At 33.5% G+C, this 12,940-nt stretch carries 11 protein-coding genes; 7 read left to right on the top strand and 4 right to left on the bottom strand.

Going from position 1 to position 12,940, the window contains the following annotated elements; translation table 11 throughout:
* Position 1: 1 nt before the first annotated feature.
* Complete coding sequence (locus tag ACGH49_RS06115; RefSeq protein ID WP_411588633.1) at positions 2–3,814, top strand: translocation/assembly module TamB domain-containing protein; 3,813 nt, start codon at positions 2–4, stop codon at positions 3,812–3,814.
* A 179-nt stretch (positions 3,815–3,993) separates the two neighbouring features.
* Here the strand turns inward: ACGH49_RS06115 and ACGH49_RS06110 are convergent, their stop codons facing one another.
* Both ACGH49_RS06110 and mnmD read right to left on the bottom strand, forming a co-directional pair.
* On the bottom strand, positions 3,994–4,923 hold the full coding sequence (locus ACGH49_RS06110; RefSeq protein WP_411588632.1) for a hypothetical protein: 930 nt from the start codon (positions 4,921–4,923) through the stop codon (positions 3,994–3,996).
* 183 nt (positions 4,924–5,106) lie between these two features.
* A complete protein-coding gene (mnmD, locus tag ACGH49_RS06105; protein ID WP_411588631.1) occupies positions 5,107–5,814 on the bottom strand; it encodes a tRNA (5-methylaminomethyl-2-thiouridine)(34)-methyltransferase MnmD in 708 nt (235 codons plus the stop codon).
* Between the two features lie 86 nt (positions 5,815–5,900).
* On the opposite strand from mnmD, the gene ACGH49_RS06100 reads away from it, so the two are divergent.
* The 6 genes from ACGH49_RS06100 (at position 5,901) to ACGH49_RS06075 (ending at position 10,694) form a co-directional block, all read left to right on the top strand.
* Positions 5,901–6,632 carry a 1-acylglycerol-3-phosphate O-acyltransferase gene (locus tag ACGH49_RS06100; protein ID WP_411588629.1) on the top strand — a complete coding sequence of 244 codons (732 nt, stop codon included), beginning with the start codon at positions 5,901–5,903 and terminating at the stop codon, positions 6,630–6,632.
* A 3-nt stretch (positions 6,633–6,635) separates the two neighbouring features.
* Positions 6,636–7,415 carry a methyltransferase domain-containing protein gene (locus tag ACGH49_RS06095; RefSeq protein ID WP_411588627.1) on the top strand — a complete coding sequence of 260 codons (780 nt, stop codon included), beginning with the start codon at positions 6,636–6,638 and terminating at the stop codon, positions 7,413–7,415.
* Positions 7,416–7,515: 100 nt separating this feature from the next.
* On the top strand, positions 7,516–8,442 hold the full coding sequence (gene rfaD, locus ACGH49_RS06090; protein ID WP_065560142.1) for an ADP-glyceromanno-heptose 6-epimerase: 927 nt from the start codon (positions 7,516–7,518) through the stop codon (positions 8,440–8,442).
* A 15-nt stretch (positions 8,443–8,457) separates the two neighbouring features.
* Complete coding sequence (gene rfaF / locus ACGH49_RS06085; RefSeq protein ID WP_065560143.1) at positions 8,458–9,507, top strand: ADP-heptose--LPS heptosyltransferase RfaF; 1,050 nt, start codon at positions 8,458–8,460, stop codon at positions 9,505–9,507.
* Positions 9,507–10,469 carry a lipopolysaccharide heptosyltransferase RfaC gene (rfaC, locus tag ACGH49_RS06080; RefSeq protein ID WP_411588625.1) on the top strand — a complete coding sequence of 321 codons (963 nt, stop codon included), beginning with the start codon at positions 9,507–9,509 and terminating at the stop codon, positions 10,467–10,469. The genes rfaF and rfaC overlap by 1 nt, the downstream gene beginning before the upstream one ends.
* A 24-nt stretch (positions 10,470–10,493) precedes the next feature.
* Positions 10,494–10,694, top strand: coding sequence for a YaeP family protein (locus ACGH49_RS06075; RefSeq protein ID WP_411588692.1), 201 nt, complete (start codon positions 10,494–10,496; stop codon positions 10,692–10,694).
* On the opposite strand, the gene ACGH49_RS06070 is transcribed toward ACGH49_RS06075, so the two are convergent.
* Together ACGH49_RS06070 and ACGH49_RS06065 are read right to left on the bottom strand one after the other, a co-directional pair.
* Positions 10,687–12,093 carry a heavy metal sensor histidine kinase gene (locus tag ACGH49_RS06070; RefSeq protein WP_411588623.1) on the bottom strand — a complete coding sequence of 469 codons (1,407 nt, stop codon included), beginning with the start codon at positions 12,091–12,093 and terminating at the stop codon, positions 10,687–10,689. The two genes, ACGH49_RS06075 and ACGH49_RS06070, sit on opposite strands and share 8 nt — an antisense overlap.
* A complete protein-coding gene (locus ACGH49_RS06065; protein ID WP_065608312.1) occupies positions 12,071–12,757 on the bottom strand; it encodes a heavy metal response regulator transcription factor in 687 nt (228 codons plus the stop codon). The genes ACGH49_RS06070 and ACGH49_RS06065 overlap by 23 nt, the downstream gene beginning before the upstream one ends.
* Positions 12,758–12,940: the final 183 nt, after the last annotated feature.

Raw genomic sequence — 12,940 nt, 5'->3', positions numbered from 1 at the left:
TATGACTAAAAATTCAGCTAGAATTAAAAAAGTAAAAAAATTAAAGCGGATACGTAAATGGAAAAAACGAAGCATCGCCATTTTATCTGTTATCGCCTTTCTAATTGTTTTTGTTATTTTGTTTATATACACCAGTCTTGGTGTAAAATTAAGTACCTATGTTTTAAATAAATTTCTACCTGAGTTAAAAATAGCTCAAGTTGAAGGCACCTTTCATGATTTGCATATACAAGGACTTTCGCTTGAATTACCGAGTATTAATGTTCAAGTTAATGATGCTTCATTTTCACTCACAGGACTTTGTTTATTAAAGACTGAAGTCTGCGTCAATCAATTCAATGCCAATGGTGTAAATGTTTCAATTAACACTAAAGAAATCGAAAGTTCACCAAGTGAAACTACTATTGATACTACCGCAGAACAACATTTTGTTCTCAAAACTCCATTACCTATAGAGCTTAACAGTACACACCTTACTAATGTAAAAGTCACTGTTGATGATATGCAATTTGGAATGTCTGACTTTACGGGTAAAGCCACATGGGTTAATAATCAGATTCATGTTTATCCTGCTGTTGCCACAGGGTTAAAAGCTATTTTTACAGATAATAAAGCAGCAAATGTACCAGTAAAAACAACCGATAAAGATATCGCACTTAATGAAAAAATAGCCCAACTTTTTAATCAACCGCTGATTGAATCATTACCTCAAGTTAATATTCCATTAGATATTAATGTAACTAATTTAAGAGGGACTAACTGGCTATTACATATGGGGGGGCATGATTACCTATTTGATAACGTTGCAATTCAAACCAATATTGTTAACAGCCGTATTATTATAAAACAATTAGATACTGATGCTATAACTCCCTATGCTAGCGGACATGCTTCACTTTCAGGCGAAATAACATTACACGATGACTGGCCAATATTAGCTTTAATAAAAGCAGATACTGAACAAAACCGATTGGAAGCACAGTTTTCTGGTAAATTGCTTGGTGAGTTATTAACCAATATAAACCTTGATGGTTCGAATCAAATGGTGATGAGTGGACATATCAATTTTATTGAAAAATACTTACCTGTAATCACTCAAATTGAAGGTAAGCATATTCAATGGCCAATTGAAGGAAAAGCTCAGTATCAATTAAATGATTTTTCCGCATCAATAAACGGTAATGTAAAACAGTTTCAAATGTCAGCCAAAGGTATTATTGAAGGAAAAGAATTAACTAATACCTCGTTTGATATTGTTGGTAAAGGAACTAATCAAGATGCAAGTATTGATCATGGCATCATTAAATTACCTCAAGGTGAAATTAATATAGATGGAAATATAAGTTGGCTACAAGCATTACAATGGGATATCAGCATAAAACTAAATAATGTTGATATGTACAAAGAACTACCTAACTATCCGATTCGATTAAATGGTCAATTTAAAACTACAGGCGTACTAGACAAAGATAAATGGGCGTTTGATTTTTCCAATCTACAATTAAAAGGTAATATTAACCATGCTAATTTTTTAGCATCTGGTAACGTATATGTTGATTCTGAAAACTTAGCCACTGCAAATAATTTTGCAATCAATTGGGGTAAAAATCAGATCGATTTAAATGGTTCAGCAGAAAAAGGCAATTTACTGGCAAAATTAAATCTCGAATCATTATCCTTATTAGTTGATGGTATGCAAGGTTCAATTTTGGGTAGTATAAAACTTAACCGCACACCTAATAATGCAATTATAGATACTAATTTAGCCATTAATTCACTGTCTTTTAATACTATCAAAGTAGCTAAAGCTAATCTTACCGGTAAAGTTGAGTATAAAGAACAGGCCAGTGGCAACATTAAACTCACTGGGCAATCAATAGAACTTTCAAGCCAAACTATAAAAAGATTAAATGTAGATCTAACTGGAAGTGAAAACCAACATATATTAACCGTTAATATTGATGGTGAACCTGCATCACTAAAAACATCGTTAACAGGAAAATTTGATAAGAAACGCACAAAGTGGAACGGAACCATTTCAGGTGCGCTACTCAATTTAAACAAAAATAACAGTTGGCAATTAGCTAAATCTGTTGACTTATCTTATGATGTTAAAAATCAAATCCCAGCAATTAATGCTCATTGTTGGATTAATGGGAAGTCAAGCATTTGCCTCGATAAGCAATTTTTGTTAGCCAAAAACACTAATACAAGTATCACTTTAAAAGACATTAATCTATCTAAGCTACCAATACAAAATGACGGTGAAACCAAACTTGCTGGTAGTATAAATGGAAAAATAACTATTCAATTTAATAATGACAATACAATACCATTAATAAAAGCAAATTTAACAAGTTATGATGTTTATATTCAACAAATGGTTACCTCTCAATCATTACTATTGCCTTTTGATGTTTTCAAAATAGATGCTGAATTTAATGAACAACAAGCTAAATTGGATTGGAAATTTGGTCTAAATAAATTAGGAAAAATAAACGGTAATCTTGTTATTACTGATCCAATTGAACAAAAAAAATTAAGTGGTCAATTAAGTATCGATCACTTAGCTTTAGCAATTATTAACCCATTATTAGATAGCAAAGACTATGCTAAAGGGGCTATTAATGGTAACGTTAAATTTTCTGGCTCATTAAATGAGCCATTGCTAACAGGAAATATTAACTTACAAAATAGCGAAATCAAATCTAGCCAATTACCAATTGATATTAAATCAGCTAAATTTGACCTCAATTTCAATGGTAAATCATCCTCATTAAAAGGTATTTTAACAACTCAAGCTGGCAATGTTAATATTAATGGTAATGCCAGCTGGAATACTATAGATAAATGGCAAGCCTCGTTAGCTGTTAATGGCGCTGCCATGGAAGTTACTGTGCCACCAATGATTGTTATGTCAATTGTTCCCGATATTAAAATCAATGCAACACAAGATGAATTAACGTTATTAGGTAAAGTTAGCATTCCAAAAGGAAAAATAACAGTTGAATCACTACCAGCATCAAGTGTTGATGTCTCACCAGATGAAGTAATGCTCGATATAAATCGGAAACCTCTCAGGCCTCAGGAATTTGGCATTAAAATCAATAGTTATCTTGAAATCGATATTGGAGATAAAGTTGTCGTCGATGCATTTGGGCTAAAGGCATCACTTAAAGGTAACTTAATTGCAGCACAAACTAATAAAGGACTTGATCTACATGGTGAAGTTTTGATTCCAACAGGTCGATTCCATGCCTATGGACAGGATTTGGTTATTCATAAAGGTATCATTACTTTTTCAGGATCGGCAGATCAAGCTACACTCGATATTGAAGCAATTCGTAATCCAGAGGCAATGGAAAATAGCAATATCATGGCAGGAATTCGTATTACAGGATCTTCTGAATCGCCAAAAATTGAAGTATTTTCAGATCCCGCCATGTCACAGCAAGAAGCGCTCTCTTACTTAATCCGTGGACAAGGTCTTGATAGTACAGAACAAAACGATAGCGATATGATGACAGCATTGCTGGTTGGTATTGGCACAGCGAAAACAGGTAAATATATTGGCGATATTGGTAATGTATTTGGTATTAAAAATCTAACACTTGATACTCAAGGTGCTGGTAATAACTCTAAAGTTGTGGTTAGTGGCTACATATTACCTAATTTACAACTTAAATATGGTGTAGGTATATTTGATTCGCTGGCAACCTTTACTTTGCGTTACAGACTAATGCCTAGTCTCTATTTAGACGCTACATCAAGCTTAGCGCAAACACTGGATCTGATTTATCAATTTGATTTTTAACATTAGCCCAAAGAACTCTATGTCATTACCTTATGCTGTATCTCAATGGAGTAAAATGCTAAAATCAGCCTAGCCTAAAACGTGCACTAAGTTTTACGCTCTAATTAGTGCCAACGAACTCGCTTTTAGCGAGTTCTTTGGCGCTAATTTGTTCCTGTTTAACATGGAGCTATATTAGGTTATTCTTCAATTTTTTTATCAAACCAAGAATACCCCATTCCTCTTTTCGTATAAGCATCCTTTACCTGACTACAAGGATATCCTTCTTTTATTGCTTTTTGTAATTTACTTTCTTTATTCCAGTCTAATTTTTGAGATTTAATTGCTTCTAATTTATCTATGCATGAGTTATATGTAGTAATAAATTCCGCATTATTTTCTGTATAGAATTTAATGTACTTATCATTTTCTTTTTTCCATGCTTTTTCCCAACTAATACTACAAACTGGTAAAAAAACTAGGTCATCTGCACAGTATAGTGATTTTGTTGATTCAATGGTTTGGATATCAGCATTAGCTAATTCATCAGCCGCCTTTTCCTCTAACGCTTTTTCGGCAACACTACAATTAGAACCAGTTCTTTTATCTAATTTACATAAAGACTGCATTTTTTCTTTAATTTCATTAAAAGATAGTTGTTTTAACTCTTTTTTACCTTCATCTACTTTTTCTTTATAAATCGTTTCCCAAGCTTCACATTTCGGGCTTTTATTAAACGAAAAACTACTTTTACATTCATCTACCTTTAAGTATTCATTAACTGATTCGCCCCACGACATACCAGAAATTTGTTTTTTGATAGCACTCATTTCTGATTCTACTGCTTGTTTTCTTTCGTCTTCTTTCCGTTTCTTTTCTAATTCATATTTTATCTTTTTGTCTTTTTTAATTGCAGACATTGCAGTACGACATTCAAGATCTTTTTCTATCTTTTCGATACCGCCTTTATCTCTTGCCATAAATGCCTTTTCTAGATCCTGATTACATTGCTCTACTTTTTTATTTGCTGAGTCTATATTGTTTAAATAATATTCCTCATTTTTTTCTTCACAACCGGTTAAAACCATAGCGGTGGTTAATATAATTAAAACGTTTTTTAAGGCCTTCATCTATTCTCCTATTTAACTTACTTTTATTTTCATAAGTATAATATAAATAATAAATTGTTATTATTGGTTAATATTTTATATGAATTACCTTACCATTTCTAGAAAATTACTTAATAGTGCAAATTACTCATGTTGTTTATCTAATTTGCGAAAAGACTGTAACAAATATACATAAAAACATACTCACTTATAGCCAACTAACATTTCACGTTTTGAACCAAATCCTTTTCGTTTTTGAACGATAAATCCTGCATTAATAAAATGACGACGAACAAATCCTGCTGCAGTAAAAGTAGCAAAACTACCGCCAGATGCTGTCAGGCTAAAACAATTTTTAAATAAACGTTCTGTCCACATATCAGGATTCTTAGCTGGTGAAAACCCATCAAAAAACCAAGCATCAATCAAAACATTTTGCTTTGTTAAAAAATCTGAAAAATTGCTAATATCATCATTACATATCTTTAAACTAACATCGTCAAACTGGAAAGTAGAATCAATTAAAAAAGCCTGAAGTCGTTTTGATAACGAAAGTAATATTTTACTTTTAAAAAACACACTATTATGAATCTTTATTAATTCATCTAACGATAACGGATACTTTTCAACACTAAAAAATGCAAGATGTTTAAGTCTATGATTCGGGTATTGACTTCTAAAATGTAAAAATTTTTCCCATAAAATCAAAAAACTTAGCCCTGAACCAAAGCCTGTTTCGCCAACTATAAATGTATCTTGCTTATGATTCAAAAAACGCTGACGTAAATCATTACCTTCAATAAATACATATCTGGTTTCCTCAATTGCGCCTTCAGTATTAAAATAAACATCATCGAAATGGGTAGAGATAGGAGTTTGATTTTCGTCCCAAGTTATAGTTGGTTTATACATAATCATCCTTTAGAAGAAGCCGTTAACGAACTGTATATTAGCTTAGATTAAGTATATAATACGTAAATTAACTTATGAGGTAAATTATGCTATTTCTTTTTCGCTTAATTAGTGGTGTTATAATTGGTATTATTGTTTGTGTATTAGGCGTCATTTTTTGCCTATTTAACCCAAGAAATCCCAAGAACGTAGCAAGATTTGCTCATTTATTTAGTTTTTTCTTTAAACCTATATTGGGTGTAAAAGTTGATACTCGCACTATCCCTAATATCAATAAAATAGCTAGCTGTATCTATATTGCTAATCATCAAGATAACTATGATATAGTTGTAGCGGGTGATGTTGTGCAATCTAAAACGGTAACAGTAGGTAAAAAAAGTCTGGCTTGGATTCCTTTTTTTGGGCAACTTTATTATCTTACAGGTAACATTCTTATTGACCGAAACAATAAATCAAAAGCTCACGACACAATTGGGCAAGTTGTTAATGAAATTAAAAAGCGCGGCATATCTATTTGGATGTTTCCTGAGGGGACTCGTAGCCGTGGACGGGGATTATTACCGTTTAAAACAGGTGCTTTTAAAGCTGCCATTGCTGCTGGAGTACCAATTGTGCCGATCTGTGTATCGCAAACCAGTAATATTAAATTAAACCGCCTAAATAATGGACATATCATTGTTGAAATGTTAGAACCTATCGAAACCAAAAATCTAGGCAAAGAGGATGCTAGAGCCTTAATGGAACAGTGTTATAGCCAAATGGCAACTAAAATAGCGCAAATAAATGCTGAAGCAAAACAACTAAACAATCAAAAATAAGTCATGAATAAACAAGATCGTAATTTTGATGATATCAGTAATAAATTTGCACAAAATATTTATGGCACAACCAAAGGTCAAATTCGCGAAGCGGTAGTATGGCAAGAACTAGAAAAAGTTTTAGCTACCTATCCACACAATAAATCATTAAATATTCTAGATGCAGGTGGAGGGCAAGGTCAGATCGCCTGTCGGCTGGCCAAACTTGGGCATCAAGTAACGCTTTGCGATATCTCTGAACAAATGCTAGAACTGGCAAAACAAAAAGCTCAATCCGAAAAGATAAATATAGATTGTCTTTGTTGCCCTATTCAGCAGCTTGATAACTTAATAAACAAACAGTTTGATTTAGTCATTTGTCATGCTGTATTAGAGTGGGTTGCTGAACCAATTGAATTAATAAAATCATTAAAACAACACCTTAAATCTGATGGTTTTTTATCGTTAATGTTTTATAACTATCATGCGCTTTTGTTTAAAACGGTCACATTAGGCAATTTTGGTTACACAAAATCAGGGTTAACAAAGCGTAAGAAAAAGACACTTTCTCCCGATTATCCAAGAGTTCCTTCTGACGTATATCACTGGCTTACACAACTTGATTTTGATATTTTGCAAAAAACAGGGATTCGTATTTTTCATGACTATCTAATCAACAAATCCAAAGCAGAAACTCATTTTGAACAACTATTAGAACTTGAACAAAAATACTGCCAAACTGAACCTTATCTTAATTTAGCAAGATATATTTTAGTTACTGCAAAAAATAAAATGAATTCATAAAAAACTCGTCTTGCTCATGCTTTTTTAAATGAGCACTCGTAAAATTTATCATAAATCGTTATTATAAGCAGATTAGTTTTATTGATTAAGGAAAATAATCATGATTGTTGTAACGGGCGGTGCTGGGTTCATTGGTAGTAATATTGTTAAAGGTTTGAATGACCTTGGGCATAAAGATATTTTAGTGGTTGATGATCTAACTGACGGCACTAAATTTTCTAATCTAGCTGATCTAGATATTGCCGATTATATGGACAAAGATGAGTTCATCGCAGCTATTATTAGTCATGAAGATCTTAATATTGAAGTTGTTTTTCATCAAGGTGCCTGTTCGTCAACCACAGAATGGGATGGCAAATTTATGATGGAAAATAACTATGACTATTCTAAAGACTTGTTGCATTACTGTCTCGATTTCAATATTCCATTTTTATATGCTTCATCAGCCGCTACTTATGGTGGGCGCAGTGATAACTTTATTGAAGATCGCTCTTACGAAAAGCCATTAAACGTATATGGATATTCTAAATTCTTATTTGACCAATATGTGAGACAATTACTACCCCAAGCTAATTCGCCTATTTGTGGATTCCGTTATTTTAATGTCTATGGACCACGTGAATCACATAAAGGTAGCATGGCAAGTGTCGCATTTCATCTAAATGAACAAATTAATAAAGGTGAAAAACCAAAACTCTTTGCAGGTAGTGAAAACTTTAAACGTGACTTTATTTATGTTGGTGATGTCGTTGCGGTCAATTTATGGTTCTGGAAAAATAAAATATCAGGAATTTATAACTGTGGAACAGGTCGAGCAGAATCGTTCCAAGCTGTCGCTGATGCGGTTCTTACTTACCATAAAAAAGATGAAATTGATTATATCCCCTTTCCTGAACACCTAAAAGGACGGTATCAAAGCTATACCCAAGCAGATCTGACTAAATTTAGACAAACTAAATGCCCAATTGAATTTAAAAATGTTGCAGAAGGAACTACTGAATATATGAAATGGCTTAATGAACAATAAGATGGAATTGATTAAATGAAAACACTCATTATTGGTCCTTCATGGGTTGGCGATATGATGATGTCGCAAAGCCTGTATCGTACATTAAAACAACTTGATTCTAATAACGAAATTGATGTTTTAGCGCCGGCTTGGTGTCGAGCGCTATTAAATAAAATGCCAGAAGTGAATCAAGCAATTGCAATGCCATTAGGCCATGGTGAGTTTGCTTTAAAAAAACGTCATGAAATAGGTAAATCACTGCGTGATAACCATTATGATCAGGCTATTGTATTACCTAATTCATTCAAATCAGCATTGATTCCATTTTTTGCCAAAATTCCTAAACGTACAGGTTGGAAAGGCGAGATGCGTTATGGTTTATTAAATGATCTTCGTAAACTTGATAAGCAAGCATTTCCGTTGATGGTTGAACGCTATATTGCTCTTGCTTATCCTGATAGACAGATTCATTCGGCTTCCGATTTACCACAACCACTACTATGGCCAAAACTCAATGTCGAACAAGATGAAATAACCCAAGCTCTTTCAACTTTTACTATAACACAAGATGAACCATTAATTGGCTTTTGTCCTGGTGCTGAATTTGGCCCTGCAAAACGCTGGCCCGATTATCATTACGCGGCACTTGCTGATATGCTAGTTAAACAGCACGCTAAAATTATTATTTTTGGGTCCCAAAATGATCGTGAAGTAGGAGAAAAAATTATTGCTAAAATGATACATCGCGATAAATGTATCAATCTAGCAGGTCAAACACAATTAGAACAAGCTGTTAACCTAATTGCTGCTTGTAAAGCCATTGTGACTAATGACTCTGGACTAATGCATGTTGCAGCAGCTTTAGACAGACCACTGGTTGCTCTTTATGGGCCAAGTAGTCCAGATTTTACCCCTCCACTATCAGATAAAGCTGAAGTTATTCGTTTAATTACCGGATACCACCGTGTTCGTAAAGGCGATGCAGAACAAGGTTACCATCAAAGCCTGATCGATATTAAACCCGATATTGTTTTCGAAACCTTGATGAAACTCATCATGCGCTGTAAGAAGAGTAATGAATAATGAGAGTATTAGTGGTTAAAACATCATCCATGGGGGATGTACTTCATTCTTTACCAGCATTAACTGATGCTGCTAACAATTTACCAAATATATCCTTTGATTGGGTAGTAGAAGAAAATTTTGCCCAAATACCTAGTTGGCACTTTGCTGTAAACCAAGTGATACCGGTTGCAATAAGACGCTGGCGAAAAAATTGGTTCGCTAAAGCAATTCGTCAAGAGCGCCATGATTTTATTGATACCTTAAGACGACAACATTATGATGTGATTATTGATGCACAAGGACTCATTAAAAGTGCGTTTCTTATTACTCGTAAAGCACGGGGTATTAAACACGGTTTGGATCGCAAAAGTATCAAAGAACCAATTGCTAGTTGGTTTTATGATGTAAAACACAATGTACCTAAACAAATGCATGCTATTGAGCGCATTAGATTGCTGTTTGCAAAAAGCCTACAATATACATTACCTGATTCAATGGGTGATTATGCTATTGCGCGTCACTTTTTATCTTCATTACCTAACGATAATCAGCAATATCTAATTTTTTTACACGCAACAACACGAGATGAAAAGCACTGGAGCGAAGATGCCTGGCGGAAATTAATTAAATTAGTTGAGCCTACTGGGTTAAAAATAAAATTACCTTGGGGAACACCACATGAGCAAGCACGAGCAATTCGTCTAGCACAAGGATTTCAGCACGTTGAAGTACTTCCCAAACTTTCACTTTCAGATATAGCAACCATCATTGCGGGAGCAAAAGCAGTTGTTTCGGTAGATACAGGTTTAAGTCACCTAACTGCTGCATTGGATCGTCCAAATATTACTTTATTTGGCAAAACCGATCCTAATTTGATTGGCGGCTATGGAAAAAATCAATTTAGTATTATCTCAGATGAAAAATGCATGCAAACCATTCAAGCTGAACAAGTTTATAAACAATTAGTTAGCTTTTTATAAGTGGAATAAAAAGAAATGAATTTAATGAATAAATATAGTACTCTTATTTATGAAAAATATGCGCAAATTGGCAGCAATGATCTTGGTTATATTGATGATGCCTTAGGTGCTGTTATGCAAGTATTAGACGAAGTTGTTCGTAACGAAAATGTCCCACAAGAACTAAAAGATAAAGCCGCTTATACAGCGGCTAATTTACTGATCAGCGACTTTGATATTAAATAGTGGTTGGTAAATTAATAATAAAACGGGTTGATTGCTCATCAGACTCAGCGTAAATTGAACCTTTATGTGTTTCAATAATGGATTTGACGATAGCAAGCCCTATTCCAGTGCCTGAATTATCATTACGATGACGTGATTCGTCAACTCGATAAAACCGATCAAAAAGGTGTGGCAAATGTTTACTGTCAACTTTCTTGCCTGGATTAGAAATAATGATTCGAACGCGCTTTTCACTTACTTGACTTAAAGTTATAGTAATTGTTTGATTTTCAGGTGTATAACGGATTGCATTGGATAAAATATTACTGATTGCCCTACTTAACATCATCTTATCACCTTGAATATGAGAACAATTACCTTCAAGATTAATAGCAATATTCTTCTCATCGGTAAGTGGCTCAAAATATTCACACATTATTGTTATCAAGCTATGTAAATCAATATCGATTAAATTAGGCACCAATTGATGATTATCTGCTTGTGCTAAAAATAGCATATCAGAAATCATCTGCGACATTTTTTCGTATTCTTCTAAATTAGAATATAAAATCTCACGATATTCATTAGTCGTTCTGGCATTACTCAGTACTATTTGCGTTTGAGTTGTTAAATTGGTAATAGGCGTTCGCATCTCATGAGCAATATCCGCTGTAAAATTACGTTGCCGTTCAAACACATCCTCCATTCGATTAAGCATATCATTAAATGCTTTCACTAAACTGACGTATTTAATTGGTACTAAAGAAGTAGGAATACGGTAATTGAGACTTTTAAAATTAATTTTTTCGATTCTTTTAATCAACCGATTAATCGGTTTTTGAGTAAAATAGACACTAACAAATGAGCCAATTAAAGCCAAAATACAAGCAATAGCAATAAGCAACCCTAAACCATCGTGTAATCGCCGAATGAACTCAAGATGTAAATCACGACCGACAGCAACTATGGTGGTATATTGTCTATCATTTTCAATAGCGACACGAGAAGCTGCAACTCGATATGATGCTTTATCTTGATTCCAAATATCAGTTCTGTGATTTTCAATTATAGTATCAAAATCAATATAATTTTTAGCAACGGTTAGATTGGGACCACGTGTTCGATAAACAATTTTACCATTCTCATCAATGATATAAACAAATAGACGGTGATGTCCAGTCAAAATTAATAATAAATTTTGAATAAATTCGTCACGATTCTCATCTGGAGAATAATAAACAAGTTCACGTTCTATAGAATCAATAACCGAATTAAGTTCAGATACATTTTGTTGGATCGAAATTTTCTCAAAAGAACGTTCAATAAAAAAACTAAAGCAATAAAGTAAGCCACAAGTTAATAAACAAACAATAAGAGGCAAACGAAACGAAATTAACTTATTCTGCTTCATCCAAGACATCTAACTTATACCCCATTCCACGAACTGTATGAATTAATTTTGGCTCGAAATCAGCATCGATTTTATTACGCAACCGCCTAATTGCAACATCAATCACATTAGTATCACTGTCGAAATTCATATCCCAAACTTGAGATGCAATTAATGATCGTGGCAATACTTCACCTGGGTAGCGTAAAAAATATTCTAATAACAAAAACTCTTTATTGGTTAAATCAATGCGTTTATCTCCACGTGTTACCATACGTTTAGGAAGATCCATGACTAGATCCGCAATACTCAATTGAGAATTATTGACTTGAGGAACATTACGCCGAAGCATAGATTTTACACGAGCTAATAATTCAGCAAACGAAAATGGTTTTACTAGATAATCATCAGCACCTAAGTTAAGTCCTTTAACTTTATCATCCACACTCCCCATAGCAGTAAGCAACATGATAGGCGTTTCTTTTCCAGCTTCACGCAATGATTGAACAATTTTCCAACCCACTATATCAGGCAACATAACGTCTAAAATAATTAGATCATAATCTTCTGTCATAGATCTATGATAACCATCAAGACCATTATTTGTTAAATCAACAACAAATCCAGATTCAACTAAACCTTGGCGAAGATACTCACCTGTTTTTTGCTCATCTTCAACTACTAACAATTTCATATTTGAATACTTCCTTTGTTATTTGTCTGGTTGTCGTAATTGCATAATACAACTATAGAATAAATGATAAAAACCAAACCAATCATGATGGTTTAATGACTATTTTGTAATTATGTTGTCATTAATTAGTTGGTTTATCTTTGCTATAGTAGCTACACAATGATTCATGAGGCTAGACATTAT

The sequence above is a fragment of the Gilliamella sp. BG7 genome (genome assembly GCF_046635565.1).
Lineage (GTDB): Bacteria > Pseudomonadota > Gammaproteobacteria > Enterobacterales > Orbaceae > Gilliamella > Gilliamella apicola_P.
Note: the sequence above shows the minus strand (reverse complement) of the source record. Positions and strands in the feature narration are given on the sequence as shown.

Excerpts from the sequence above, each read along its gene's own strand:
- ACGH49_RS06075 (WP_411588692.1), top strand. The coding sequence starts at position 10,494 with ATGAATAAATATAGTACTCTTATTTATGAAAAATATGCGCAAATTGGC.
- rfaD (WP_065560142.1), top strand. The coding sequence starts at position 7,516 with ATGATTGTTGTAACGGGCGGTGCTGGGTTCATTGGTAGTAATATTGTT.
- ACGH49_RS06095 (WP_411588627.1), top strand. The coding sequence starts at position 6,636 with ATGAATAAACAAGATCGTAATTTTGATGATATCAGTAATAAATTTGCA.
- ACGH49_RS06110 (WP_411588632.1), bottom strand. The coding sequence starts at position 4,923 with ATGAAGGCCTTAAAAAACGTTTTAATTATATTAACCACCGCTATGGTT.
- ACGH49_RS06100 (WP_411588629.1), top strand. The coding sequence starts at position 5,901 with ATGCTATTTCTTTTTCGCTTAATTAGTGGTGTTATAATTGGTATTATT.
- rfaF (WP_065560143.1), top strand. The coding sequence starts at position 8,458 with ATGAAAACACTCATTATTGGTCCTTCATGGGTTGGCGATATGATGATG.
- rfaC (WP_411588625.1), top strand. The coding sequence starts at position 9,507 with ATGAGAGTATTAGTGGTTAAAACATCATCCATGGGGGATGTACTTCAT.
- ACGH49_RS06115 (WP_411588633.1), top strand. The coding sequence starts at position 2 with ATGACTAAAAATTCAGCTAGAATTAAAAAAGTAAAAAAATTAAAGCGG.
- ACGH49_RS06070 (WP_411588623.1), bottom strand. The coding sequence starts at position 12,093 with ATGTCTTGGATGAAGCAGAATAAGTTAATTTCGTTTCGTTTGCCTCTT.
- mnmD (WP_411588631.1), bottom strand. The coding sequence starts at position 5,814 with ATGTATAAACCAACTATAACTTGGGACGAAAATCAAACTCCTATCTCT.
- ACGH49_RS06065 (WP_065608312.1), bottom strand. The coding sequence starts at position 12,757 with ATGAAATTGTTAGTAGTTGAAGATGAGCAAAAAACAGGTGAGTATCTT.